This is a genomic window from Kitasatospora sp. NPDC001539 (assembly GCF_040298565.1).
Classification (GTDB): Bacteria; Actinomycetota; Actinomycetes; order Streptomycetales; family Streptomycetaceae; genus Kitasatospora.
The window spans coordinates 1-25,571 of the sequence record NZ_JBEPAK010000092.1 but is presented as its reverse complement, the minus strand read 5'-3'; the positions used below and the strand labels follow the sequence as shown (position 1 = coordinate 25,571).

General features: G+C 72.5%; 21 protein-coding genes. 17 read left to right on the top strand and 4 right to left on the bottom strand.

Annotation, left to right across the window (positions count from 1 at the left end; all coding sequences use genetic code 11):
- Positions 1-1,552: WXG100-like domain-containing protein (locus ABT247_RS16655; protein WP_502892456.1), on the bottom strand; the 1,552-nt coding region annotated here is incomplete at its 3' end.
- 27 nt (positions 1,553-1,579) lie between these two features.
- Entirely contained in the window at positions 1,580-2,050 is a 471-nt protein-coding gene (locus tag ABT247_RS16650) for a hypothetical protein (protein WP_350743429.1), read from the bottom strand.
- Positions 2,051-2,298: 248 nt separating this feature from the next.
- On the opposite strand from ABT247_RS16650, the gene ABT247_RS16645 reads away from it, so the two are divergent.
- The gene (locus tag ABT247_RS16645) at positions 2,299-3,114 is read left to right on the top strand and encodes a DUF3109 family protein (RefSeq protein ID WP_350743431.1); all 816 of its coding nucleotides are present in this window, start codon (positions 2,299-2,301) and stop codon (positions 3,112-3,114) included.
- Between the two features lie 58 nt (positions 3,115-3,172).
- On the opposite strand, the gene ABT247_RS16640 is transcribed toward ABT247_RS16645, so the two are convergent.
- Positions 3,173-4,342, bottom strand: coding sequence for an NADH-quinone oxidoreductase subunit D (locus tag ABT247_RS16640; protein WP_350743427.1), 1,170 nt, complete (start codon positions 4,340-4,342; stop codon positions 3,173-3,175).
- The gene (locus ABT247_RS16635) at positions 4,339-5,355 is read right to left on the bottom strand and encodes an SAM-dependent methyltransferase (protein ID WP_350743425.1); all 1,017 of its coding nucleotides are present in this window, start codon (positions 5,353-5,355) and stop codon (positions 4,339-4,341) included. The genes ABT247_RS16640 and ABT247_RS16635 overlap by 4 nt, the downstream gene beginning before the upstream one ends.
- A 129-nt stretch (positions 5,356-5,484) precedes the next feature.
- Between ABT247_RS16635 and ABT247_RS16630 the strand changes: the two genes are divergently transcribed.
- From ABT247_RS16630 to ABT247_RS16555, 16 genes are all read left to right on the top strand, one after another.
- The gene (locus ABT247_RS16630) at positions 5,485-6,708 is read left to right on the top strand and encodes a sensor histidine kinase (RefSeq protein WP_350743423.1); all 1,224 of its coding nucleotides are present in this window, start codon (positions 5,485-5,487) and stop codon (positions 6,706-6,708) included.
- A 23-nt stretch (positions 6,709-6,731) separates the two neighbouring features.
- Complete coding sequence (locus tag ABT247_RS16625; RefSeq protein ID WP_350743421.1) at positions 6,732-7,421, top strand: response regulator; 690 nt, start codon at positions 6,732-6,734, stop codon at positions 7,419-7,421.
- 74 nt (positions 7,422-7,495) lie between these two features.
- The gene (locus ABT247_RS16620; protein ID WP_350743419.1) at positions 7,496-8,458 is read left to right on the top strand and encodes a Rossmann-like and DUF2520 domain-containing protein; all 963 of its coding nucleotides are present in this window, start codon (positions 7,496-7,498) and stop codon (positions 8,456-8,458) included.
- Positions 8,459-9,364, top strand: a complete 906-nt coding sequence (gene panC / locus ABT247_RS16615) for a pantoate--beta-alanine ligase (protein ID WP_350743417.1) — start codon at positions 8,459-8,461, stop codon at positions 9,362-9,364.
- 51 nt (positions 9,365-9,415) lie between these two features.
- A complete protein-coding gene (panD, locus tag ABT247_RS16610) occupies positions 9,416-9,865 on the top strand; it encodes an aspartate 1-decarboxylase (protein ID WP_350743415.1) in 450 nt (149 codons plus the stop codon).
- 15 nt (positions 9,866-9,880) lie between these two features.
- Entirely contained in the window at positions 9,881-11,554 is a 1,674-nt protein-coding gene (locus ABT247_RS16605; protein ID WP_350743413.1) for an L-aspartate oxidase, read from the top strand.
- A gap of 4 nt (positions 11,555-11,558) precedes the next feature.
- A complete protein-coding gene (gene nadC / locus ABT247_RS16600; RefSeq protein WP_350743411.1) occupies positions 11,559-12,530 on the top strand; it encodes a carboxylating nicotinate-nucleotide diphosphorylase in 972 nt (323 codons plus the stop codon).
- A gap of 46 nt (positions 12,531-12,576) precedes the next feature.
- Positions 12,577-13,362: a type III pantothenate kinase gene (locus ABT247_RS16595; RefSeq protein ID WP_350743409.1), complete on the top strand. Its 786-nt coding sequence runs from the start codon at positions 12,577-12,579 to the stop codon at positions 13,360-13,362.
- Positions 13,363-13,472: 110 nt separating this feature from the next.
- On the top strand, positions 13,473-14,210 hold the full coding sequence (locus tag ABT247_RS16590; RefSeq protein WP_350743407.1) for a hypothetical protein: 738 nt from the start codon (positions 13,473-13,475) through the stop codon (positions 14,208-14,210).
- Positions 14,211-14,436: 226 nt separating this feature from the next.
- The gene (locus tag ABT247_RS16585) at positions 14,437-16,194 is read left to right on the top strand and encodes a hypothetical protein (RefSeq protein WP_350743405.1); all 1,758 of its coding nucleotides are present in this window, start codon (positions 14,437-14,439) and stop codon (positions 16,192-16,194) included.
- A 101-nt stretch (positions 16,195-16,295) separates the two neighbouring features.
- Positions 16,296-17,852, top strand: coding sequence for a bifunctional lysylphosphatidylglycerol synthetase/lysine--tRNA ligase LysX (gene lysX / locus ABT247_RS16580; RefSeq protein WP_350743403.1), 1,557 nt, complete (start codon positions 16,296-16,298; stop codon positions 17,850-17,852).
- Between the two features lie 319 nt (positions 17,853-18,171).
- A complete protein-coding gene (locus ABT247_RS16575; RefSeq protein WP_350743401.1) occupies positions 18,172-18,624 on the top strand; it encodes a BlaI/MecI/CopY family transcriptional regulator in 453 nt (150 codons plus the stop codon).
- A gap of 9 nt (positions 18,625-18,633) precedes the next feature.
- On the top strand, positions 18,634-19,170 hold the full coding sequence (locus ABT247_RS16570) for an amino-acid N-acetyltransferase (RefSeq protein ID WP_350743399.1): 537 nt from the start codon (positions 18,634-18,636) through the stop codon (positions 19,168-19,170).
- Positions 19,171-19,261: 91 nt separating this feature from the next.
- Positions 19,262-19,612 carry a histone-like nucleoid-structuring protein Lsr2 gene (locus ABT247_RS16565; protein WP_350743397.1) on the top strand — a complete coding sequence of 117 codons (351 nt, stop codon included), beginning with the start codon at positions 19,262-19,264 and terminating at the stop codon, positions 19,610-19,612.
- Between the two features lie 651 nt (positions 19,613-20,263).
- Positions 20,264-22,783 (top strand): ATP-dependent Clp protease ATP-binding subunit, encoded by a 2,520-nt coding sequence (locus tag ABT247_RS16560; protein WP_097237352.1) that lies wholly within the window; start codon positions 20,264-20,266, stop codon positions 22,781-22,783.
- Between the two features lie 343 nt (positions 22,784-23,126).
- Positions 23,127-25,478 carry an immune inhibitor A domain-containing protein gene (locus ABT247_RS16555; RefSeq protein ID WP_350743394.1) on the top strand — a complete coding sequence of 784 codons (2,352 nt, stop codon included), beginning with the start codon at positions 23,127-23,129 and terminating at the stop codon, positions 25,476-25,478.
- The last annotated feature ends 93 nt before the right edge of the window (positions 25,479-25,571 follow it).

Genomic DNA, 25,571 nt, shown 5'->3' with positions numbered 1-25,571 from the left:
GGACGGACTCGGTGAGCGCGCCGCCCCCGCCGCCGTTGTGCGCGGGGGCCTGGAGCGGGTAGTCCTCGTCCGACCAGCCCGGCGCCGCGGCGCCACCCCGGTGCGGGGGCGCGGAGTCGCCACGCACCGCCGGGCCGTCGTCCCGCCCCGGCGGGGACCAGTCGCCGGGGGCGGGGGCCGCCGGGTGCCGGTGCGGGGGCGGGAAGGCCGGTCCGGTCGCGGGGGCCGCCGCGCCGAGCGGGTCCACCGCCGGCTCGGCGGGGCCAGGGACGACGGAGGACGGTGCGGGCGTGCCCGCTGCGGTCTCCACCACCCCCGGTACCGCGGCCGGCACCGTCACCGCGTCCGGACCCGCGGAGCCGGCCTTCCGGTCGGAACGGTCCGGATCCCCCTTCGCGTCCGGCGCGGCCGCCGGGTCCGGCAGGCCCGTCGGGCCCGTCAGCTCCCCCAGGTCCCTGGGGTCCGTCAGGTCCGCCAGCGCCAGCCCGCGCACCTCCGTGCCCGTCTCGTCGGTGAGCACCGGCCTGCCCTGCCCGTCCCGCTGGACGGCCAGGTCGGCGACCCCGACGACCGGCTTGCCGTCCGGCCCGGTCACCACCAGCAGCCCGGCGGCGTCGGTGACCGGCGTGCCGTCGGAGCGCAGGATGACGGGTCTGCCGTCCGGGCCGAGCACGGGCTGCCCGTGGGCGTCGAGCCGGACGCCGAGTCCGGGCACGCCGATCACGGGCCTGCCGTCCTGGCCGGCGAGCAGGACCAGTCCGGTGCCGTCCGCCGCGAGCACTCCGGGTTCGCCGAGCGCGGCGGGCAGTCCGGCGGCGCGCGGGTCGAAGCCGCCGCCGGTGCGCCGGGAGGCGGAGGTGACGCCCGTCCCGGCGGCCGTGCCGAGCCGCAGCAGGGCGACGGCGGCCGGGTCCTGGAGCGCGGTGGACAGGGCGTCCTTCATGCTGCGGCCGAGTTCGGCGAGCAGTCCGGCGATCTTCAGCCCGGCCGCTTCGACCGCGGCCTCCTCGACACCCGCGGCGAGCTGGGCGGTGTTGGTGTTCGCGACGCCGTCCGCGACACCGGTGACGGCCTTGCGCAGGCCGCCGAACACTCCGGTCCGCTCGGGCCCGGCCTCGGTCCGCGCCGCCGCGGCGACCGAGGCGGCGGTCCGCCGGACCGCGGCGGCCTGGTCCTCGGCCTGCCGGAGTTCGGCGGCGAGGTTCTGCAGCGTGGCGACGATCTCGGCCTTGCAGCCGTCCACGGCGCGAGCGGCGGTGTCGAAGGCGGTGCCGACCAGCCCGACGGCGGTGTGGGCGTCGTCCAGGTGGCCCTTGCCGCCGCCGCTGTAGGTCCGCCAGTACGCGCCGAAGGACTCGACCGCGTGGCCGGAGTTCTCGGAGGTCACCCGCTGGACGGACTCCCCGCAGCGGCGGGCGAGCCGGTCGGCCTCCGCGCCGAACTCCCGCCAGAGGGCGGCCGCCTTGCGCAGCGCCTCCTCGTCGGCCTGCGGCCAGGACCGGCCGGTCCTGGCCAGGAGCGGGACCAGTTCCTCGGGCAGTTTCCGGGACACGCGCATCTCCCCTTCGAGGCGGGCCGCTCAGACCGCCGTGCCCCGGGGGACGACCGGCGCCGCCCCCGGGGTTGCCGGATCGGCGACCGGACGGGCCGCGGGTGCGACCGCGGGCCCGGTCGGGCGCCCGCCGGACGGACCGCCCGCCGGTCGGGACGTCCCCGCGAAGCCGTCCGCGGTCACGGTGTCGGTGTCGGTGGTCCGCCCGGCCATCGCGTGCAGCCCGGCCCCGACCCCGCCCACGCCGCCCGCCAGGGCCTTGAGGCCTCCGAGCAGTTCCCCGCGCGCCGGGCCGTACACGGCGGCGAAGGCACTGCCTGGCTGGTCGGTGCCCCAGGGCGTGCCGAGCTCGGCGAGGCCCTTCTCCAGGGCGCCCACCGCCTTGCCCAGCTCGCCCCCGATCCGCTCGAACTCCCGCCCCTCGCCGTGCAGTTCCCACGGCTTGAGGAAGAACCCGCTGCCGCGGCCGTCGGACGCCCCGGTGCTGCCGCCTGCCATCCCCGTACCTCCCCGTAGCGGACCGGCCGCCATCGTAGGCACGCCCGCGCCGGCCCCGTACCGGCCGCCGGACCTCTTCACCCCGCCTTCACGCCCGCCGACGGGCCTCCCGACGGGGGACCGCAGGCGCGGCCGCCGGCCCGTACGCCCCCGTGAAGCTCTACCCTTGCCGGGTGGCACCAGCAGAAACGTCCAAGAAGAAGGCCAAGGCGAAGCCCGAGGCTTCCCCCGCCCCCGTCGACCTCGCGATGCCGACCCTGCGCCGCGAGATCCCGCGCGACGAGGTCCCGCTCGACTTCCCGCGCGCCTGGGTCGAGTTCGCCGACCCGGCCGACGAGGAGCAGGTCTTCCGCTGCGACCTCACCTGGCTGACCTCCCGCTGGTCCTGCGTCTTCGGCCAGGGCTGCCACGGCATCCGCGAGGGCCGCGGCGAGTCGGACGGCTGCTGCACGCTGGGCGCGCACTACTCGGACGAGGACGACGAGAAGCGCGTCCTGGGCCACGCGGCGCGGCTGACCCCGGAGCTGTGGGAGAACTTCGCCGAGGGCACCGACGCCAAGGGCCGGATCAGGTCCGACGGCGGCGTCACCATGCTGGACGAGGACGGCGACCGGCAGACCCGCCGGGTCAACGGCGCCTGCATCTTCGTGAACAGCCCCGGCTTCGCGGGCGGCGCCGGCTGCGCCCTGCACGCGCTGGCCCTCAAGGAGGGACGGGAGCCGCTGGAGACCAAGCCGGACGTCTGCTGGCAGCTGCCGATCCGCCGCACCTACGACTGGATCGACCGCCCGGACGACACCCGCTACCTCCAGGTCTCGATCGGCGAGTACGACCGCCGGGGCTGGGGCCCGGGCGGCCACGACCTGCACTGGTGGTGCACCGGGGCGCCGGCCGCGCACCAGGGCGCCGAGCCGGTGTACGTCAGCTACCGCCCCGAGCTCACCGAGCTGATGGGCCCGGCGGGCTACGAGGTGCTGGCCCGGCTGTGCGAGGAGCGGATCGCCACCAAGGGCGACCGCAGGGTGGCCCCGCACCCGGCGGACCCCGCCGGGAAGAAGAAGTAGCGGCCCACCCGCCGGCACCGGCCCACCTGCCCGCACCGGCCAACCCGCCGGTACCGGCCTACTTGTCGATGTCCCCGACCACGAAGAACATCGACCCGAGGATCGCCACCATGTCCGCCACCAGCGCTCCCGGCAGCAGCTCGGTCAGCGCCTGGATGTTGTTGAAGGACGCCGAGCGCAGCTTGAGCCGCCACGGCGTCTTGTCGCCGCGCGAGACCAGGTAGTAGCCGTTGATCCCGAGCGGGTTCTCGGTCCACGCGTAGGTGCTGCCCTCGGGCGCCTTGAGCACCTTGGGCAGCCGCTGGTTGACCGGCCCGGGCGGCAGGGTGGCGAGCTTGTCGAGGCAGGCGTCGGCGAGGTCCAGCGAGTTGAGGGTCTGCTCCAGCAGGCACTCGAAGCGGGCCAGGCAGTCGCCCTCCTCGCGGGTGACGACGGTGAGCACCCGCCGCAGTTCCTCGGAGCCGTACGCGAGGTAGGGCTCGTCGCGGCGCAGGTCGAAGTCGAGGCCGCTGGCCCGGGCGATCGGCCCGCTGACGCCGTACGCCTCGGCCTGCGCCCGGGTGAGGGTGCCGACGCCGGCGGTGCGGGCGCGGAAGATGTCGTTGCCGAGGACGAGGTCCTCGAAGACCGGCATCTCCGAGCGCACCTTGGCCACGGCGGTGCGGACCCGGCCGAGCCAGCCGGCCGGGAGATCCTCCTTGAGGCCGCCGACCCGGTTGAACATGTAGTGCATCCGGCCGCCGGAGGCCTCCTCCAGCACGTGCTGGAGGTCCTCGCGGCCGTGGAAGGCGTGGAAGATCGGGGTGATCCCGCCCAGCTCCAGCGGGTAGGAGCCGAGGAACATCAGGTGGTTGAGCACCCGGTTGAGCTCGGCCAGCAGGGTGCGCACCCACACCGCCCGCTCGGGGACCTCCATGCCGAGCATCCGCTCGACGCCGAGGACGACGCCCAGTTCGTTGGAGAAGGCCGAGAGCCAGTCGTGCCGATTGGCCAGCATGATGATCTGCCGGTAGTCACGGGCCTCGAACAGCTTCTCCGCGCCCCGGTGCATGTAGCCGATCACCGGCTCGGCGGTGACGATCCGCTCGCCGTCGAGCAGCAGGCGCAGCCGCAGCACGCCGTGCGTGGCGGGGTGCTGCGGGCCGATGTTGAGCACCATGTCGGTGGTGCCCGCCCCGCCGGTGAAGTTCTCGGCTCCCGCCCCGATGCCGACCGTGGTCTCCCTCATGGACCCAGAGTCTGCCATCCCGGCAGGTTCTCCAAGCTCGGCGGTACCGGCATGCGGACGGCCTGGACCAGCCAGCCGAAGCCGCCCAGCCCGCCCGGATCGGTCAGCTCCGCCCCCTCCCCCGCCCCGGCCAGCGCCCGCAGGTAGGCCGCCGGATCGGTGGAGGCGAGCGCCAGCGGCGGGCGCCCGCCGCTCACCCCCAGCGCGCGCAGGGCCTCGCGCTGGGTCGTCCACAGGCTGTGGAGACCGGGCACGGCGACGGCGTCCAGCGCGACGTGCGCGGTGACGTCGCAGGAGCCGTCCGGCACCGGCGCGACCTCCCGGCCGTCCCGGAACCCGGCGTACGTCCCGTACGGCGGCCGCCGCCCGGCGGTGTGCCCGTAGTCCACGGCGACGGCCAGCCCGCGCTCCAGCCCGGCCACCGCCCGCGCCCAGGCGGCGTCCCGGGGGCCGCCGAACTCCACCACGTCCCCGGGCCCGCCGACCGGCCACCAGCGCTCGGCCCAGGCCGCGTCCGCCGCCGAGACCGGTTCGCCGAGGCGCTGGTCGCCGGTGGCGGTGTCCACCTCCCGGTAGCGCAGCACCCCCTCCTCGTCGACCTCGCCGACGTCCAGCGGCACGTTGTCCAGCCACTCGTTGGCGAACAGCAGCCCGGTCACGCCGCGCGGCGGCGCGTCCGTCCACAGGGCTGTGGACGGCAGCCCGGCCGGCCGCGGTGCGATCTCCACCCCGTACGGGCGCAGCCGCGCCAGCACCTCGCCGGGCAGTCCGGCCAGCACGCCGGTCAGCAGTTCCCCCCGGCCCGCCCCGACGTCGACCAGGGCCAGCTCCTCCGGACGGCCGAGGGCCTCGTCAACCTCCAGCAGCAGCCGGCCCACCGCACGGGCGAACCCGGGCGAGGCGTGCACCGAGGTGCGGAAGTGCCCGGCCGGGCCCTCCGGCCTGCGGTAGAACCCGCCGACCGGGTCGTACAGGGCCCGCTCCACGGCCGGCGCCCAGCGCATCCACGTCATGGGGCGGGACGCTACCCGGCCGCGCGGAGCCCCTCCCAACCGGAGCCGGGGCGTCTCCGACCTAGGGAGTAGGCCGGATCGCCCTACCGGCGGACCTGGGCACCTCGCGCGGCTGCCTAGGCTTGAGACGTGCATCGACTCAACGCCTGGCTCCGCCGTCACCCGATGGTGGTCGACGCTGCCTGGGCGTCGATCGTGCTCCTCCTCGGCCTGCTGCCGGCCAGCGAATCCGCCTCCGGCCCGCAGTTCGACGCCGCGCTCCTGATCGCGGTGGTGCTGCCGCTGCTGATGGTCTTCCGCCGGCGCTTCCCCGACGTCACCGTCGCCGGCGCCACCGGAGTCGCCCTCGCCCAGGTGGCCGCCGACATCGACCCGGGCGGCTCGGCCATCGCCTACCTGGTCTTCGCCTACACCGGAGCCGCCTTCGGCCAGAAGTGGACCTCCCGGCTGGCCCTGGCCGCCGGGCTGGCCGCCGGACCGCTGACGTTCTGGCAGCTGAACCCGATGAAGACGGAGCTGCGCGCGGGCGAGGCGCACACCCGCCCGTACTCCATCGGCGAGGCGGTGCTGATCACCCTGCTGATGAGCACCCCCTTCATCCTCTGCTGGGCCTGGGGCCGGCTCACCCGGGTGCGCCGGGCCTACCTGACCGAGCTGGAGGACCGCGCGGCCCGGCTGGAGCGCGAGCGGGACGCCCAGGCCAAGGTGGCGGTCGCCGCCGAGCGCGCCCGGATCGCCCGCGAGCTGCACGACGTGGTCGCGCACAACGTGTCGGTGATGATCGTCCAGGCGGACGGCGCGGCGTACGTCCTCGACAACTCCCCGCAGCAGGCGAAGCAGGCGCTCGGCACCATCGCCTCCACCGGACGGCAGGCGCTGGTCGAGATGCGCCGCCTGCTGGGCGTGCTGCGCACCTCCGACACCACCGAGGAGTACGTCCCGCAGCCCGGCGTCGAGGAGCTGCCGGAGCTGCTGGAGCAGGTGCGCACGGCCGGGCTGCGGGTGGACTACGCGACCTCCGGCCACCCGCGCGAGCTGCCGCGCGGTGTCGAGCTGACGGTCTACCGGATCGTCCAGGAGGCGCTCACCAACGTCCGCAAGCACGGCGGCCCCGACGTGCACGCCCGGGTCGCGGTCGACTTCGGCGAACGCGAACTGGCCGTCCTGGTGGAGGACGACGGGCGCGGCAGCACCGACGAACAGCTGGCCGCCGGCGGCGCGGACGGTCTGGGCCACGGCCTGATCGGCATGCGCGAGCGGGTCGGCATGGTCAGCGGCAGCCTCGACGTGGGCCCCCGCCCCGGCGGCGGCTTCCGGATCCGGGCCGTCCTCCCGCTCAAGGCCGCACACTGACCCCGCCCCCCTTAGGAGCCACCTTGACCATCCGCGTGATGCTCGTCGACGACCAGGAGCTGCTGCGCACCGGCTTCCGGATGATCCTCCAGTCGCAGGGCGACATCGAGATCGCCGCCGAGGCGGGCGACGGCGCGCAGGCCCTGGAACTGCTGCGGCACACGCCGGTCGACGTGATCCTGATGGACGTGCGGATGCCGCGCCTGGACGGGGTGCAGGCGACCCGCCGGATCTGCCTGGCCGAGGACGGCAGCCCGCTGCCGGACGCCCCGCACGTGCTCATCCTCACCACCTTCGACCTGGACGAGTACGCCTTCGCCGCGCTGAAGGCCGGCGCCAGCGGCTTCCTGCTCAAGGACGTCCCGCCGACCGAGCTGGTGGCCGCGATCCGCGCCGTGCACGGCGGCGACGCGGTGGTCGCCCCGACCACCACCCGCCGGATGATCGACCGCTTCGCCGAGGTGTTGCCCACCCCGCAGAGCGCGCCCGGCTCGGACGTCCTCGGCCCGCTGACCGAGCGCGAGCGGGAGGTGTTCCTGCTGGTCGCCCAGGGCCTGTCGAACGGCGAGATCGCGGCCCGGCTGGTGCTCTCCGAGGCCACCGTGAAGACCCACGTCGGCCGGATCCTGGCCAAGCTCGGGCTGCGCGACCGGGTGCAGGCGGTGGTGCTGGCCTACGAGGCCGGGCTGATCCGGGCCGGGGCGGCGGACTGACCCGCCCGTACACTGGGGCGGTACGTCCGGTACCCCCAGGTGGACCGGAACGGCCATTCAGGACAAGGGTGGACATGAGCTCGTCCGACTCCAGCGAGTTCTCCCCGCTCGCCGACGGTCTCGGCGACCAGGCCTTCGGGGATCCCGGCGACCCCGGCAACCGACCGGCCCGGCTCGCCGTCGGCGTGGTCGGCACCGGCCGGGTCGGGCCCGCGCTGGGAGCCGCGCTGCAGCTCGCCGGGCACACCGTGGTCGCCGCCTCCGGGGTCTCCGCCGCCTCCCGCCGCCGGGCCGACGCCCTGCTGCCGGGCGTGCGGATCGTCACCCCGCCGCAGGTCATGGCCGCCGCCGACCTCGTCCTGCTGACCGTCCCGGACGACGCGCTGGCCGACCTGGTGGCCGGCCTCGCCGCCACCGGCGCCGTCCGCCCCGGCCAGCTGCTGGTGCACACCTCGGGCGCGCACGGCGTCGGCATCCTGGAGCCCGCCACCCGGGCCGGGGCGCTGCCGCTGGCCCTGCACCCCGCGATGACCTTCACCGGCACCTCCGTGGACCTGGCCCGGCTGGCCGGCTGCCCGTTCGGCGTGACCTCCCCCGAGGAGCTGCGGCCGGTCGCCGAGGCGCTGGTGGTGGAGATGGGCGGCGAGCCGGAGTGGGTGCCCGAGGAGGTCCGCCCGCTCTACCACACGGCCCTGGCCCACGGCGCGAACCACCTGGTCACCCTGGTCGCCCAGGCGATGGACCTGCTGCGCACGGCCGGGGTCGCCGAGCCCGGCCGGATGCTGGGCCCGCTGCTCGGCGCCGCCCTGGACAACAGCCTGCGCTCGGGCGACGCCGCCCTGACCGGGCCGGTCGCCCGGGGCGACGCCGGGACGGTGCGGCGCCACCTGGCGCAGCTCAGTACGGTGTCCCCGGACATCCCGGCGGCCTACCGGGCGATGGCCCGCGCCACCGCGCAGCGGGCGCTCGCCAACAGGACGATCGACGAGACGTCGGCGGCGGCGCTGCTGGACGTACTGAACGAGGAGAAGCGGTAGATGGCACGCGGTAAGCAGCCGAGCAAGCCCCAGCGGACGCCGAAGGTCCACCGGGCGGTCGTCACGCACACCGTGGACGACTTCGAGGCCGCGTTCTGGCCGGACGAGCGGCCGGTGGACAACGCCGTCGTGATGACCATGGGCGCCCTGCACGAGGGCCACGCGGCGCTGATCCGGGCCGCCCGCAAGCAGGTCGGCCGGGAGGGCCGGGTCGCCGTGACGGTCTTCGTCAACCCGCTGCAGTTCGGCCCGTCCGAGGACCTGGACCGCTACCCGCGCACCCTCGACGCCGATGTGAAGCTGGCCGAGGAGAACGGCGCCGACGTGGTGTTCGCGCCCTCCGTCGAGGAGGTCTACCCGAACGGCGAGCCGCAGGTGCGCCTGACGGCCGGCCCGATGGGCGAGCGCTTCGAGGGCGCGACCCGGCCCGGCCACTTCGACGGCGTGCTGACCGTGGTCGCCAAGCTGCTGCACATCACCGACCCGGACTTCGCCTTCTTCGGCGAGAAGGACGCCCAGCAGCTGGCGGTCATCCAGCGGATGGTCGCCGACCTTGACTTCGACGTCGAGATCGTCGGCGTGCCGACCGTCCGCGAGGAGGACGGCCTGGCGCTGTCCTCGCGCAACCGCTACCTCTCCGAGGAGGAGCGCACCCGCGCGCTCGTCCTCTCCAAGGCCCTGTTCGCCGGCCGGGACGTCGCCGCGCAGGGCCCGAAGGCCGTGCGCGAGGCCGCCTCGGCCGTGCTCGACGGCGCCGAAGGCGTCACCCTCGACTACCTCGCCCTGATCGACCCGCACGACTTCACCGAGGCGGCGGAGGACTTCCAGGGCGAGGCGGTGCTGGCCGTCGCCGCGACGGTGGGCTCGACCCGCCTGATCGACAACGTCCGCATCATCGTTCGCTGAACAGGCGGCACGATCCCTTCCCAGGCATGCACTCACAGGAGGCGTGACCACATGCTCCGCACCATGCTCAAGTCCAAGATCCACCGGGCCACCGTGACCCAGGCCGACCTGCACTACGTCGGCTCCGTCACGGTGGACGAGGACCTGCTCGACGCCGCGGACCTGCTGCCCGGCGAGCTGGTCCACATCGTCGACATCAACAACGGCGCCCGGCTGGAGACGTACACCATCGCCGGCCCGCGCGGCACCGGCGTGATCGGCATCAACGGCGCCGCAGCCCGCCTGGTCCACCCCGGCGACCTCGTCATACTCATCGCCTACGGGCAGATGGACACGGCCGAGGCCAAGGGCTACCAGCCGAAGATCGTCTTCGTGGACGAGCACAACCGGATCACCGGCCTCGGCGGTGACCCCGCCGAGGCCCAGGAGGGCACCGGACTGCTCCGCGGTGACAGGGCGTACGGTGGCGACAACGGCGCGGCCGCCGCGGCCACGCGCTGAAGGAGTCGCAGAGCCATGTCCGTCACGCATCGCCTCACCGCCCCGGCCCCGGGCTGGACCGCCACCGCCGACGTGGTCGTGGTCGGTTCCGGGGTCGCCGGACTCACCGTCGCCCTCAACGTCCGCAAGGCCGGCCTGCGGGCCATGGTGGTCACCAAGTCGATGCTGGACGAGGGTTCGACCCGCTGGGCGCAGGGCGGCATCGCCGCCGCCCTGGGCGAGGGCGACACCCCCGAGCAGCACCTGCACGACACCCTGGTGGCCGGCGCCGGCGTCTGCGACGAGGACGCCGTCCGCACGCTGGTCACCGAGGGCCCGGACGCCGTCCGCCGGCTGATCGCGACCGGCGCCCTGTTCGACCGCGACGGGGACGGGGAGATCCTGCTCACCCGGGAGGGCGGCCACCACCGCCGCCGGATCGCGCACGCGGGCGGGGACGCGACCGGCGCCGAGATATCGCGTGCCCTGGTCGCCGCCGTCCGCAGCGACCCGGGCATCGAGCTGATCGAGCACGCCCTCGTCCTCGACCTGCTGACCGACGCCGAGGGCCACGCCGCCGGGCTGACCCTGCACGTGATGGGCGAGGGCCAGCGGGACGGCGTCGGCGCCGTCCGGGCCCGCGCGGTGGTGCTCGCCACCGGCGGGATGGGCCAGGTCTTCTCCGCCACCACCAACCCGGCGGTCTCCACCGGCGACGGCGTGGCGCTCGCGCTGCGGGCCGGTGCCGCCGTCAGCGACCTGGAGTTCGTCCAGTTCCACCCGACCGTGCTCTGGCTCGGTCCGGACGCCGAGGGCCAGCAGCCGCTGGTCTCCGAGGCCGTCCGCGGCGAGGGCGCCCACCTGGTGGACGCGGACGGCGTCCGCTTCATGGTGGGCCAGCACGAGCTGGCCGAACTGGCGCCGCGCGACATCGTCGCCAAGGCGATCATCCGGCGCATGCACGAGCAGGACGCCGACCACATGTTCCTGGACGGGCGGCACTTCGGCGCCGAGATGTGGGAGCACCGCTTCCCGACCATCCTGGCCTCCTGCCGCGCGCACGGCATCGATCCGGTCACCGAGCCGATCCCGATCGCCCCGGCCGCGCACCACGCCTCCGGCGGCGTCCGCACCGACCGGCACGGCCGCACCAGCGTCCCGGGCCTGTACGCCTGCGGCGAGGTCGCCTGCACCGGGGTGCACGGCGCCAACCGGCTGGCCTCCAACTCGCTGCTGGAGGGCCTGGTCTTCGCCGAGCGGATCGCCGCGGACCTGGCCGCGCGGCACCGCGCCGGCGAGCTGCCCGAGCGCACGGTGGACGTCGCCGCCGCCCGGGCCGCCCAGCCGGTGCCGCTGCCGCCCTCCGAGGCGCGGGCCGAGATCCAGCGGCTGATGTCGCGCGGTGCGGGCGTGCTGCGCTCGGCCGCCTCGATGGCCGACACGGCGGCCGGGCTGGCCCTGATCGCCGAGCAGGCCTACGCGCACGTGGCCGAGGAGAAGCCGGCCGACCCGCGGGTGGAGACCTGGGAGGCCGCCAACCTGCTGCTGGTCGCCACCGCCCTGGTCGCGGCCGCCGCGCAGCGCGAGGAGACCCGCGGCTGCCACTGGCGCGAGGACTTCCCCGAGCGCGACGACGCCCACTGGCGGCGCCACCTGATCACCACCCTGGCCGCCTCCGGCGACCCCGTCAGCACCCCTGAGGAGCAGTAGCGCCATGACCCACTCCCACGAGGAACTCCCCCTGGCCGACCGGGCCGGCGGCTGCGGCGACGGCTGCGCCTGCGGGGACGGCGAGGGCTACGAGACCGGCCTGGACCCGCAGCTCGCCGAACTGCTGGAGCAGGCCGGCCTGGACCCGATCGAGGTCGAGGACATCGCCACCCTGGCGCTGGCCGAGGACCTGGCCGGCGGCGAGGACGTCACCTCGGTGGCGACCGTGCCCGCCGACTCCGTCGCCACCGCCGACTTCACCGCCCGCCAGGCGGGCGTGGTGGCCGGACTGCGGGTCGCCGAGGCGGTCGTCTCGCTGGTCTGCGAGGAGGCGTTCGAGGTCGAGCGGCACGTCGAGGACGGCGACCGGGTCGAGGCCGGCCAGGTGCTGCTCTCGGTCCGCTCCCGCACCCGCGACCTGCTGACCGCCGAGCGCAGCGCGCTCAACCTGCTCTGCCACCTGTCCGGCATCGCCACCGCCACCCGCGCCTGGGCGGACGCCCTGGAGGGCACCGGCGCGGTGGTCCGCGACACCCGCAAGACCACGCCCGGCCTGCGCGCGCTGGAGAAGTTCGCGGTGCGCTGCGGCGGCGGCGCCAACCACCGGATGGCGCTGTCCGACGCCGCCCTGGTGAAGGACAACCACGTGGTCGCGGCCGGCGGCGTGGCCGAGGCGTTCCGGGCCGTCCGGGCCGCGTACCCGGAGCTTCCGGTCGAGGTCGAGGTCGACACCGTGGAGCAGATCGCGCCGGTGCTGGAGGCCGGGGCCGACCTGATCCTGCTGGACAACTTCACCGTCGAGCAGCTGAAGGAGGCCGTCGCGCTGGTGGCCGGCCGGGCGAAGCTGGAGGCCTCCGGCGGACTGACCCTGGCCAGCGCGCGCGAGGTCGCCCAGACTGGTGTCGACTACCTGGCCGTGGGCGCGCTGACCCACTCCTCGCCGATCCTGGACATCGGCCTGGACCTGCGCGCCTGACCGTCAGGTCGAGAGCAGTCCCGTCCCGACTCGCAGAAAGCGCCCCATGCTCCTCACCATCGACGTCGGCAACACCCAGACCACACTCGGCCTGTTCGACGGCGAGGACGTGGTGGAACACTGGCGGATCTCCACCGATCCGCGCCGCACGGCCGATGAACTGGCGGTGCTCCTCCAGGGACTGATGGGCAACCACACCGCGGTCCGGGAGGCCGCGGTGGAGGGCCTGGCGATCTGCTCCTCCGTGCCCGCCGTGCTCCACGAGCTCCGCGAGGTGACCCGCCGCTACTACGGCGACGTCCCCGCGGTGATCGTGGAGCCGGGGGTGAAGACCGGGGTGCACGTCCTGATGGACAACCCCAAGGAGGTCGGCGCCGACCGGATCGTGAACGCGCTGGCCGCCAACCACCTGTACGGCGGCCCGTGCATCGTGGTCGACTTCGGCACGGCGACCACCTTCGACGCGGTCAACGCCCGGGGCGACTACGTCGGCGGCGCGATCGCCCCCGGCATCGAGATCTCGGTCGAGGCGCTCGGCGTCCGCGGCGCCCAGCTGCGCAAGATCGAGCTGGCCCGCCCGCGCAACGTGATCGGCAAGAACACCGTCGAGGGCATGCAGTCCGGCATCCTCTACGGCTTCGCCGGGCAGGTCGACGGTCTGGTCGACCGGATGGCCCGGGAACTCGCCAAGGACCCGGACGACGTCCAGGTGATCGCCACCGGCGGCCTCGCGCCGCTGGTCCTCGGCGAGGCCACCACCATCGACGTGCACGAACCGTGGCTGACGCTGATCGGCCTGCGCCTGGTCTACGAGCGCAACCGGCCGAGCTGATCCCGGTCAGGGATCCGGGTCCGGGATCCGGGTCCCTCCAGCGGGCCGACCGTGGGGAATTCCGCGCGACGTTACCGACAAATCGGATATTCCTCACGTAGTGTCAACCCATGCCTACGCCACACGGATCGCGCGGCGGCATGGCCTTCAGCGCCGACGAAGTCCGCGTGCTGCGCCGAGCCCTCGCCCAAGCCCTGCACCCCGCCGTCCCCGTCCACCTCCAGGGGCCCGACCGGACGGCGTTCGCCGGGCCGGGGGCCGACGTGTGGGCGGAGGACGTCCAGGACGCCCTGCGCCTGACCGAGGCGATCGACGAGGCCGTGCAGGAAGGCGGCCGACTGCGCGCCTTCCTGCTCGCCGACCTCCACCGCTACCGCTCCGCCCTGCCCGGCAGCGCCCCCGGCTACCTGGAACGCCTGGAGGAGGCCGTGGCCGACGGCTACCTCCCCGGGCCCGAGGACCTCACCGCGCTGCGCGGGCTCACCCGCCAGCCCTGCGGCCACGGCGAGCGGGCCCGCCGCTCCCGGCTGGCCGGCCGCTGCCACGCCCTGGCCGAGGCCGCGGTGCGCGAACGGCTCGCCCTCACCGCCGGGCAACCGCGCCACCTGGTGGCCGTACCGAACCCCGCCGCACCACCGAGCAGTCACCCCACCCCTGTAGGAGGACGGACCACGATGAGCAGCACCGACTCCCGCCCGGAGCAGCCCGCCGCGCAGACCCCGCCCCGCCCGCACCGGATGCCCACCCCGGCCGAACTCTTCGGCCGCCGCCCCAAGCCCCCGGCCCGTCCGGCCCCGCCCGCCGACGAGGCGCCGGAGGAGATCGAACTCCGCACCGGCACCGGCTGAACCACCTTCTCCACCCCGGAGGGGAGACCGCGCGGTCTCCCCTCCGTCCATGTGTCGACAAATCCTCGGTTCCGCCACCGATGGCACATCACGTCTTCATAACCATCGCCTCCCGCGGCGGGCCGTTCGATCCCCACCTGTCGGATTTGGTGCCGGATCAACCCGATTGACCGGCCGTAATCCCTCTTTAATGTTCGGGGTTACACCATTCGATCGGGGGAATTGCATGCACTCGACCCGCACCCGCCGGGCTTTCGGCGCGGGTTCGGCCGCCGTCGTGGCCGCCCTGGCCGTCGGCACGGCCGCCCTTCCGGCCCATGCCGCCGACCACCAGCTCAAGATCTTCGTGGCCGGTTCCTACCAGCTCACGACCGAGCCCACCGCACCGCCGCAGTGGGGCGAGAACGTCTTCATGCACGTGGGCCGCACCGGCACCGGCCCCGTCGACAACGTCAAGCTCACGCTCGACACCACCGGTCTCGACGGCGTGGCCACGCTGACCGCCCACGGCTGCAGCACCGAGGGCAAGACGATCACCTGCGACCTCCACCGGCTGGACTACGACAAGATCAACATCACCGGCAGCCTGTGGCTGAGCGCCGTCGCCGGCGTCAAGCCCGGCGCCAGCGGGACGGTCCACGCGACCCTCAGCGCCCCCGGCGCCCAGACCGGCACGGCGGACTTCCGGGTGGACGTCGGCGCGGCCGTGTTCCGCACCAAGGCGCCCTCCCAGAACAAGGGCGCCAAGGTCGGCAGCAAGCTGCCCGCGGCCCTGGAGTTCGCCAACCACGGCCAGCTCCCCGCCAAGCGCGCGATCGTCAACATCCTCCTGACGACCGGCCTCACCGTCGACACCTGGCCCTCCAACTGCGAGTACGCCGTCGACAAGGGGACCCGGAGCGACAAGAACTCCGGTCAGCCGGAGCCCACCACGCACGCCATCTGCACCATCGACGGCGAGATCGCCCCCGGCCAGGCGGTCAAGCTCAACGGACTCGATCTCGGCGTCGGCCCGCAGGCCTACTACGACTTCGCCGACTACGCGGTGTTCACCGCCGAGGACGTCTACGGCAACGACGGCGCGGACCTGCGCAAGCTGATGTCGTTCCAGCGGGGCACGGGCGCGCCCGCCACCCTGGTCAAGTCCGCCGGCGAGGGGATCCCGCCCGGCCTCGACGTGAACGGCTACGGCACCGAGCAGGAGGTCCTCGCCGACAGCAGCGCCGACTTCGAGGCGACCGGCGGCTGGGCGCCCGACGCCACCGGCACGGCCGGCTCCCTCACCGTCGGCATGGGGAACAAGGGCCCGGCGTCGATCATGGACCGCAGCGGCGGCGAGGGCGCTCCCCACGTCAGCGTGCAGCTCCCCGAAGGCGTCACCGTCACCGACCTCCCGGCCACGTGCCGGGCGGACGACTACGTCCACGGCCGCAAGTCCGACAAGCCCCTGAACAAGTTCACCTGTGACGGGGTGGGCAGCAGCTTCATGCCCAACGGCGCCACCGTCGCCCACAAGCTGAACCTGAAGCTCCCCGCGGGCACCGGGCCGTTGACCGCCACGGTCTCGCTGCAGAACGAGCAGAGCACGTTCGAGGACGGCCACCCCAGCGCCGTCATGGCCTGGGACCACAACCCGGCCAACGACCTGGTCACGGTCGCCCTCCGGGGCGGCGCGACCGGCACCCCGGCGCCCACCGGCAGCGCGACGGCCACCGTGACGCCCGCCCCGTCCCGGTCCGCCACGGCCGCGCCGTCCGCCACCGTCGCCCCGGCCGCGCTGCCCGCCGCCGGTTCGCCGTCCCCGGCCGCCGCGGGCGGCGCCGGGAGCGACGGTCCCGCGGCCGGCCGGGCGGCCGGCGGCAGCCTGGCCAGCACCGGCTCCTCCGCCGTCCTGCCGCTGGCGGGGGCGGGCGCCGCGGCCGTGCTGCTCGGCGGCGCCGCGCTGGTCGCCGCGCGCCGGTTCCGGGCGCGCCAGGACGGCTGACCGCCCGGACCGACGCCGCGTGAGGGGAGGCCGCCACCGCGGTCTCCCCTCACCCGTCAGCCCGTCGCGGAGCACGGTGTACGGCTGGCTACCCTTGTGGGGTGAGCGATCAGAGCGTTATTCCCGCGACCGACGACCTTCCCGAGCAGATGCGCGTCCGGCGCGAGAAGCTGGACCGGCTCCGGGAGGCCGGTGTCGACCCGTACCCCGTGGGGTTCCCCCGCACCAGCACCATCGCCGACCTGCGTGCCAAGCACCCGGACCTGGAGCCCGACACCGCCACCGGCGAGCGCGTCGGCATCACCGGCCGGGTGATCCTCTCCCGCACCGGCGGCAAGCTCTGCTTCGCCACCCTGCGCGACGGCAGCGGCGACCTCCAGGTGATGCTCTCCCTGGACAAGCTGGGCGCCGAGCGCCTGGCGGCCTGGAAGTCCGACATCGACCTCGGTGACCAGGTCGGCGTCGAGGGCGAGGTGATCACCTCCAAGCGCGGCGAGCTGTCCGTGATGGTGGACCGCTGGGAGCTCACCGCCAAGTGCCTGCGCCCGCTGCCGGACAAGCACAAGGGCCTGACCGACCCGGAGGCCCGGGTCCGCCAGCGGTACGTCGACCTGATCGTGAACCCCGAAGCCCGCGAGATCCTGCACCTGCGCAGCAAGGTCGTCCGCTCGATCCGCCGCACCTACGAGGACCGCGGCTACATCGAGGTCGAGACCCCGATGCTGCAGCCGGTGCACGGCGGCGCCAACGCCCGTCCGTTCAAGACCCACATCAACGCGTACGACATCGACCTCTACATGCGCATCGCGCCGGAGCTGTACCTCAAGCGGCTGGTGGTCGGCGGCGCCGAGAAGGTCTTCGAGATCAACCGCAACTTCCGCAACGAGGGCGCGGACTCCACCCACAACCCGGAGTTCACCTCGCTGGAGTCGTACGAGGCCTACGGCGACTACGACACCCAGGCCGAGCTGATCCGCGAGACGATCATCAACGCCGCCCGGGACGCCCTGGGCACCACGGTGATCCGGGGCCTGGACCCGCACGGCGTGGAGCACGAGATCGACCTGGCCGAGCCGTGGGAGGAGGTCAGCGTCTACCCGGGCATCTCCGCCCGGCTGGGCGTCGAGGTCACCCCGGAGACCGGCGTCGAGGAGCTGCGCAAGCTGGCCTTCGACCACGGCATCCCGTTCGAGAAGTCCTGGGGCCACGGCCAGATCGTGCTGGAGATGGTCGAGCGCCTGCTGGAGGAGAACGCCGTCCGGCCGACCTTCATCAAGGACTACCCGACCGAGGTCTCCCCGCTGACCCGCCGGCACCGCAGCATCCCGGGCGTGGCCGAGAAGTGGGACCTGGTGATCTTCGGCACCGAGATCGGCACCGCCTACTCCGAGCTGATCGACCCGGTCGAGCAGCGCGCCCGCCTCACCGCCCAGTCCCTGCTGGCGGCCGGCGGCGACGTCGAGGCGATGCAGCTGGACGAGGACTTCCTGCGTGCCCTGGAGTACGCGATGCCCCCGACCGGCGGCCTCGGCCTCGGCGTGGACCGCCTGATCATGCTGCTGACCGGCAAGAACATCCGGGAGACCGTGCTCTTCCCGCTGGTGAAGCCGGAGCCCAAGGCGTCCGCCGCGACGGCGGAGAAGACCGAGGAGGAGTGACCTGATGGACTACGTCAGCGCGATCGTGCCGCCGCTGGTCATGGCGATCGGCTTCGGATTCCTGGTGCGGGCCATCTTCCGCAGCCAGGGCGGGGCCCAGAAGGCCAAGGAAGACATCGACTGAGCCCTCCCGGGGCCCGCCCGACCCGGCGGGCCTCCCCCAGGGGGCTCCCCCGCGGAACGAACCCGCGACTGACGACGTCAGCCGCCCCCCGCACCACCGCGCGCGCCGCCATTCCCGATTCCCGGGGGTGGCGGCGCGCCGGTTCGGGGGCACTTCACGGCACCGGCCCCATTCGCTCCCTATCCTGGCGGCACTATGGTCCGGCAACTCGGCGAACTTGAGAACGCCATCATGACCCGGGTGTGGCGGTGGAACCGACCGGTCACGGTTCGCGAGGTTCTCCTGGATCTGCGGTCGGAACGCGAAATCGCCTACACCACGGTGATGACCGTCCTGGACAAGCTGCACAGAAAGGGCTGGCTGCGCCGCGAGCGGGCCGGGCGCGCCTATCGATATGAACCGGTCTCCTCGCGCGAGGCCTACACCGCGGCCCTGATGAACGACGCCTGGGCCACGAGCGACAATCCCGCGGCGGCCCTGGTCCACTTCTTCGGCCTGATGTCGCCCGAGCAACGCGAGGCGCTGCGGGACGCGCTGCGGGTGGCGGCTCTGTTCCCGTCCGATCCGCCCGGCGCGGATTCCGCGGCGGACCCGCCGGATAGCGCCGGAGCGGATACCGGGGAGACCGCGCCGGGGGCGACGCGATAACGTCCCGCCATGGAGGTCACCATCCGCCGCGCGCGGACCCCTGACGTACGGGCCGTGCGCAGGCTCATCGACGCCTACTCGCCGGACGGCATTCTGCTCGACAAGCCCACTGTCACACTGTTCGAATCCGTCCAGGAGTTCTGGGTCGCGGAACGCGACGACAACGGCGCGGTGGTGGCCTGCGGAGCCCTGCACGTGATGTGGGAGGACCTCGCGGAGGTCCGTACGCTCGCGGTGGATCCGGTCTGCCGGGGCTTCGGGATCGGGCACCTGCTGTTGGAGAAGCTGGTGCAGACGGCCCGCTGGCTCGGCGTCCGTCGGATTTTCTGCTTGACGTTCGAGGTCGCCTTCTTCGCGAAACACGGTTTCGTCGAGATCGGGGAGCTCCAGGAAACCGATGATGGTACGACAGACCCGGCGGCGATCGCTACGGACGTCTATGAAGAACTCCTCCGCTCGTACGATGAAGGTGTCGCCGAGTTCCTTGACCTGGAGCGCGTGAAGCCCAACACACTGGGCAACTCGCGCATGCTGCTGCACCTCTGAGCGGCTCCGAGCCGGTCAGGGGTTTGTGTTTTCCGGAGAAAGGCGCTTTCCTTTCCTTAGGCAATGGGTCGTTTAGCGGAAAGGGAAGCCCGTGGCACAGAGGGTGCAGGTCATTCTTGAAGACGATCTCGAGGGCGGTTCGGCGGACGAGACGGTGACGTTCGCGCTGGACGGCGTTGCCTACGAGATCGACCTGAAGAGCGCCAACGCGGACAAGTTGCGCGGTCTGCTGGCGCCCTACGTGGAGAAGGGCCGCAAGCAGAGCGGCCGTCTCGCCGGCTCCCGGCGCCCGGGCCGCGGGACCGCGGCGCGCCCGTCCGGCAGCGCTCCGGACACCGCGAAGATCCGCGCGTGGGCCAAGGAGCAGGGCATGGAGGTCAACGACCGCGGCCGGGTGCCGAGCACGGTCCGCGAGGCCTACGACAAGGCCAACGCGTCCTGAGCCCGGCGCCGCCGGCCCGGCGGAGCGGGTTCGGGACCCCGGCGGCCGCCCACGGCGCCGACGACACACGCGCGGGGCGCGGAGGAGCCACCTCCGCGCCCCGCGGCGCGCGCCCGGACGGCCGCCGTGCCGGCCGGGCCGGGGGCTTCCGGGGCTGCGGGCCGGGGCGGCGGAACAATCACGAGTTGTGCAACGCTGTAGGGGCGAAGCGGTAACGCGGACGCACCGGGACGGGCGCACCGGCCCTTCCGACCGCGTTGAACCACCGTCACCACGGCCGGACTTCTCGCCAGGCGAACACCGCCACCGCGGAAACTGCGCGAGAACCGCCCCGATACCGGGTATGAATGCAGGTGGGCGGGTTGTTGGACCCGTCCAGGGGCAGCAAGTGCGACCGGCCGGAGAGGGCCCGGCTGTGCCCCGGCGGCTCGTGTTCGCCGATGGCGTAGCGGTTTCCGGTGCATCCGGCCCACCTGTGGGAACACCGATTCCCAGCATCAGGTTGGGATTGGTGTCGGCTGGTCGCGCAGCATCTCGCTCCTCTACCGGGGAGTGAATCCGTGGGCCGCGCCGCTGAGCGGGACTAGCATGCGGAAGGACAGGGCGGGGACGGACCCCGAACTGCCCGACCGCTCTGAGGAGCGATAAACGATGTTCGAGAGGTTCACCGACCGCGCGCGGCGGGTTGTCGTCCTGGCTCAGGAAGAAGCCCGGATGCTCAACCACAACTACATCGGCACCGAGCACATCCTCCTGGGTCTGATCCACGAGGGCGAGGGCGTCGCCGCCAAGGCCCTGGAGAGCCTCGGGATTTCCCTTGAGGCCGTGCGCCAGCAGGTCGAGGAGATCATCGGCCAGGGCCAGCAGGCCCCGTCCGGTCACATTCCCTTCACTCCCCGGGCGAAGAAGGTCCTGGAGCTGTCGCTCCGGGAGGCCCTGCAGCTCGGCCACAACTACATCGGCACCGAGCACATCCTGCTCGGCCTGATCCGCGAGGGCGAGGGCGTCGCCGCCCAGGTCCTGGTGAAGCTGGGTGCCGACCTCAACCGGGTGCGCCAGCAGGTCATCCAGCTGCTCTCCGGCTACCAGACCGGTGGCGGCAAGGAGTCGGCCACGGCCGGCGGGCCCGCCGAGGGCACCCCGTCGACCTCGCTGGTCCTGGACCAGTTCGGCCGCAACCTGACCCAGGCGGCCCGCGAGGCCAAGCTCGACCCGGTCATCGGGCGCGAGAAGGAGATCGAGCGGGTCATGCAGGTGCTGTCCCGCCGCACCAAGAACAACCCCGTCCTGATCGGTGAGCCCGGCGTCGGCAAGACCGCCGTGGTCGAGGGCCTGGCCCAGGCGATCGTCAAGGGCGAGGTCCCGGAGACGCTCAAGGACAAGCAGCTCTACACGCTGGACCTGGGCGCCCTGGTGGCCGGCTCGCGCTACCGCGGTGACTTCGAGGAGCGCCTGAAGAAGGTGCTCAAGGAGATCCGCACCCGCGGCGACATCATCCTGTTCATCGACGAGCTGCACACCCTGGTCGGCGCGGGCGCCGCCGAGGGCGCCATCGACGCCGCCAGCATCCTGAAGCCGATGCTGGCCCGCGGCGAGCTGCAGACCATCGGTGCCACCACCCTGGACGAGTACCGCAAGCACCTGGAGAAGGACGCCGCGCTGGAGCGCCGCTTCCAGCCCATCCAGGTCGCCGAGCCCTCGCTGCCGCACACCATCGAGATCCTCAAGGGTCTGCGCGACCGCTACGAGGCCCACCACCGGGTCTCCATCACGGACGCCGCCCTGGTCGCCGCCGCCACCCTGGCCGACCGGTACATCTCGGACCGCTTCCTGCCGGACAAGGCGATCGACCTGATCGACGAGGCCGGCTCCCGGATGCGCATCCGCCGGATGACCGCGCCGCCGGACCTGCGCGAGTTCGACGAGAAGATCGCCGACGTGCGCCGCGAGAAGGAGAGCGCGATCGACGCGCAGGACTTCGAGAAGGCCGCGTCCCTGCGCGACGACGAGAAGCAGCTCCTGCAGGCCAAGGCCAAGCGCGAGAAGGAGTGGAAGGCCGGCGACATGGACGTCGTCGCGGAGGTCAACGAGGAGCTCATCGCCGAGGTCCTGGCCACCGCCACCGGCATCCCGGTCTTCAAGCTGACCGAGGAGGAGACCTCCCGGCTGCTGCGCATGGAGGACGAGCTGCACAAGCGCGTCATCGGCCAGAAGGACGCCATCAAGGCGCTCTCCCAGGCCATCCGGCGCACCCGTGCGGGCCTCAAGGACCCGAAGCGCCCCGGCGGTTCGTTCATCTTCGCCGGCCCGTCCGGCGTCGGTAAGACGGAGCTGTCCAAGACGCTGGCGGAGTTCCTGTTCGGCGACGAGGACGCGCTGATCGCGCTCGACATGTCCGAGTTCTCCGAGAAGCACACCGTCTCCCGGCTGTTCGGCTCCCCGCCCGGCTACGTGGGCTACGAGGAGGGCGGCCAGCTGACCGAGAAGGTCCGCCGCAAGCCGTTCTCCGTCGTCCTCTTCGACGAGGTCGAGAAGGCCCACCCGGACATCTTCAACTCGCTGCTGCAGATCCTGGAGGACGGCCGCCTGACCGACTCCCAGGGCCGCGTGGTCGACTTCAAGAACACCGTCATCATCATGACGACCAACCTCGGCACCCGGGACATCTCCAAGGGCTTCAACCTGGGCTTCGCGGCCACGGGCGACACCCAGACCGGGTACGAGCGGATGAAGGCGAAGGTCGGCGAGGAGCTCAAGCAGCACTTCCGCCCCGAGTTCCTGAACCGCGTCGACGACATCGTGGTGTTCCACCAGCTGTCCGAGGACGACATCATCCAGATCGTAGACCTCATGATCGCCAAGGTGGACGAGCGGCTCAAGGACAAGGACATGGGCCTGGAGCTCAGCGTCGAGGCCAAGAAGCTGCTGGCCAAGCGCGGCTACGACCCGATCCTGGGCGCCCGTCCGCTGCGCCGCACCATCCAGCGCGAGATCGAGGACCACCTCTCCGAGAAGATCCTCTTCGGCGAGCTGCGGGCCGGCCACATCGTCGTCGTCGACGTCGAGGGCGAGGGCAAGGACGCCAAGTTCACCTTCCGCGGCGAGGAGAAGTCGGCCGTCGCGGACACCCCGGCCGCGGTCGCCTCGTCCGGTCCGGACCTGACGAAGTGACCAACATTTAACAGACAACTTCACAGCCACCGAGCCCCCGGCGTCCGCGCCGGGGGCTCGGTGCGTTCGGGGCCGGTCGGGCGTCGCACCGGTGCGGTCCGGAACGGGCGGCTTCCCGGCCGGTTGGTACGGGTACGCCCCATTTCTCAGTAAGCTTTAACGCTCATACGGTTGACTCTTTGTCAGCTGATGTGAAGTCGGGGAGGATAGCGCCGTGCCCATGTCACGGTCAAGGTCTATCTTTTCCGTGCACGCTTGGATCAAATGACGTCCACCTGTCTTTCATTTTGGTTTGCCGGGCCTTGGCCATGAGCTGGCCCCGGTCGGGGAGGACGTCACAACGTTGAAGAACACCAGGAGAACCGCTGCGGTCGCGACGGCTGCGGCGGTCATAGTCACGCTCGGGGCGGGTCTGTTCCCGGGCACCGCCGTGGCGGCCGGCTCGGCCCCCGTGCCGAAGGACCCGGCTGACGCCGTCCAGGCCGTCAACACGGAGCACAACCTCCCGGGGCCGCTGACGGCCAAGGTGGAGGCCGAGCACAAGGCCGCCACCGAGCAGCTGCTCGACGGCACCGCCCAGGTCGAGCAGCACAACGGCAGCACCAGCGTGAAGCTCGGCAAGGACAAGTACGTGGAGCTCGCCCGCGAGCGCACGGACAAGATCTTCACGATCCTGGTCGACTTCGGCGACCAGGTCGACAACACCACCAAGACCGCCGACGGCAAGGTCAAGTACGGCGGCGAGCCCGGCCCCAAGCACAACGAGATCGCCGCGCCGGACCGCGCGACGAACAACTCGACCGCCTGGCAGGCCGACTACAACCAGGCGCACTACCAGGACCTGTACTTCGCCAAGGACAAGCCCTCGCTGAAGACCTTCTACGAGAAGCAGTCCTCGGGCCGCTACTCGGTCGACGGCGTGGTCTCGGACTGGGTGCGGGTGCCGTGGAACGAGGCCCGGTACGGCTCCGACTACTGCGGCTCCAACGTCTGCGCCAGCGCCCAGGACCTGATCCGCGACGCCGTCGACATCTGGTACAAGGACCAGCTGGCGAAGGGTCAGACCGACGCCCAGATCAAGGCGACGCTGGCCCAGTACGACCAGTGGGACCGCTACGGCTCGCACCACGACGGGAACTTCAACCAGCCCGACGGGTACATCGACCACTTCCAGATCGTGCACGCCGGTGAGGACAAGTCGGCCGGTGGCGGCAAGCAGGGCAGCAAGGCCCTGTGGGCGCACCGCTCGTACGTCTACGGCAACCTGACGGGCCAGGCAGGCCCCGAGGGCAACAAGCTCGGCGGCGTCCAGGTCGGCAACACCGGCCTGTGGATCGGCGACTACACCATGCAGCCGGAGAACGGCGGCCTCGGCGTCTTCGCCCACGAGTACGGCCACGACCTCGGTCTGCCGGACCTCTACGACACCGCCGGCAAGGGCATCGACAACTCGGTCGGCTTCTGGTCGCTGATGTCCTCCGGTTCCTGGCTCGGCGAGGGCAAGGACAGCATCGGCGACATGCCGAACGACCTCGACGCCTGGAGCAAGTACCAGCTCGGCTGGCTGAAGGTCGACCACGCCAAGGCCGGCACCGAGTCGACGCACCACATCGGCCCGGTGGAGTACAACACCGACCTGCCGCAGGCGCTCCTCGTCGACCTGCCGAAGAAGAGCATCACCACCGACATCAACAAGCCCTTCGCGGGCGGCAACGAGTGGTGGAGCGGCAGCGCCGACAACCTGAACGTCACGCTGACCCGGGACGTCGACCTGACCGGCAAGACCAAGGCCAGCATCAACGCCAAGGCCTGGTACGAGCTGGAGCCGGACTTCGACTACGCCTTCGGTGAGGTCTCCACCGACGGCGGCAAGACCTGGACCGTCGTGGACGGCACCTGGAACGGCACCGCGCTCCCGAAGGAGAACGGCCGCCCGGCCGTCAACGGCCTCGCCGCCGCCTGGGGCGACCTGTCCTTCAACCTGGACGCCTACGCCGGCCAGAAGATCCAGTTCCGCTACCACAACACCACCGACGGCGGTCTGCACTACCGCGGCTTCGCGGTGGACAACGTCACGGTGACCGCCGACGGCGCGACCGTGTTCAGCGACGACGTGGAGAACGGCGACAACGGCTGGACCGCCGCCGGCTTCACCCGCTTCGGCGGCTCGTACACCAAGGACTACGCGCAGTACTACATCGCGGAGAACAAGCAGTACGTGTCGTTCGACCAGACGCTGAAGACCGGCCCGTACAACTTCGGCTTCGCCAGCAAGCCGAACTGGGTCGAGCACTACGCGTACCAGCCCGGCCTGCTGATCTGGTACTGGGACACCTCGCAGACCGACAACAACGTCAGCGCCCACCCGGGCCACGGCCTCGTCCTGCCGGTCGACTCGCACCCGACCCCGATGAAGTGGGCCGACGGCACCCTGATGCGTCCGCGCATGCAGGGCTTCGACTCGACCTTCGGTTCGCGCCGCGTCCCGGCGCTGACCCTGCACAAGGCCGACGCCGAGACCGTCATCCCGAAGTCCAAGGGCGTCGACGAGTTCTCCGACCTGAAGTCGTGGTGGTCCAAGGACAACCCGTACAGCGGTGTGGACGTGCCGAAGACCGGCACCAGCATCGAGGTCGAGAACGAGTCCGCGAACTACCTGGAGACCTGGATCCGGGTCCGCCCGGTGGACAACTGATCGTCCTGACGATCGGCGGATGACCGCACGGCATCCCACCGCACGGCATCCCACCGCATCACACGTCCGGCCCGCCCCCGCACTCGCGGGGGC

Excerpts from the sequence above, each read along its gene's own strand:
- ABT247_RS16575 (WP_350743401.1), top strand. The coding sequence starts at position 18,172 with ATGGTCCGGCAACTCGGCGAACTTGAGAACGCCATCATGACCCGGGTG.
- ABT247_RS16635 (WP_350743425.1), bottom strand. The coding sequence starts at position 5,355 with ATGACGTGGATGCGCTGGGCGCCGGCCGTGGAGCGGGCCCTGTACGAC.
- nadC (WP_350743411.1), top strand. The coding sequence starts at position 11,559 with ATGACCCACTCCCACGAGGAACTCCCCCTGGCCGACCGGGCCGGCGGC.
- ABT247_RS16560 (WP_097237352.1), top strand. The coding sequence starts at position 20,264 with ATGTTCGAGAGGTTCACCGACCGCGCGCGGCGGGTTGTCGTCCTGGCT.
- panD (WP_350743415.1), top strand. The coding sequence starts at position 9,416 with ATGCTCCGCACCATGCTCAAGTCCAAGATCCACCGGGCCACCGTGACC.
- ABT247_RS16650 (WP_350743429.1), bottom strand. The coding sequence starts at position 2,050 with ATGGCAGGCGGCAGCACCGGGGCGTCCGACGGCCGCGGCAGCGGGTTC.
- ABT247_RS16620 (WP_350743419.1), top strand. The coding sequence starts at position 7,496 with ATGAGCTCGTCCGACTCCAGCGAGTTCTCCCCGCTCGCCGACGGTCTC.
- ABT247_RS16590 (WP_350743407.1), top strand. The coding sequence starts at position 13,473 with ATGCCTACGCCACACGGATCGCGCGGCGGCATGGCCTTCAGCGCCGAC.
- ABT247_RS16645 (WP_350743431.1), top strand. The coding sequence starts at position 2,299 with ATGCCGACCCTGCGCCGCGAGATCCCGCGCGACGAGGTCCCGCTCGAC.
- ABT247_RS16570 (WP_350743399.1), top strand. The coding sequence starts at position 18,634 with ATGGAGGTCACCATCCGCCGCGCGCGGACCCCTGACGTACGGGCCGTG.
- ABT247_RS16605 (WP_350743413.1), top strand. The coding sequence starts at position 9,881 with ATGTCCGTCACGCATCGCCTCACCGCCCCGGCCCCGGGCTGGACCGCC.
- ABT247_RS16585 (WP_350743405.1), top strand. The coding sequence starts at position 14,437 with ATGCACTCGACCCGCACCCGCCGGGCTTTCGGCGCGGGTTCGGCCGCC.
- ABT247_RS16595 (WP_350743409.1), top strand. The coding sequence starts at position 12,577 with ATGCTCCTCACCATCGACGTCGGCAACACCCAGACCACACTCGGCCTG.
- panC (WP_350743417.1), top strand. The coding sequence starts at position 8,459 with ATGGCACGCGGTAAGCAGCCGAGCAAGCCCCAGCGGACGCCGAAGGTC.
- ABT247_RS16640 (WP_350743427.1), bottom strand. The coding sequence starts at position 4,342 with ATGAGGGAGACCACGGTCGGCATCGGGGCGGGAGCCGAGAACTTCACC.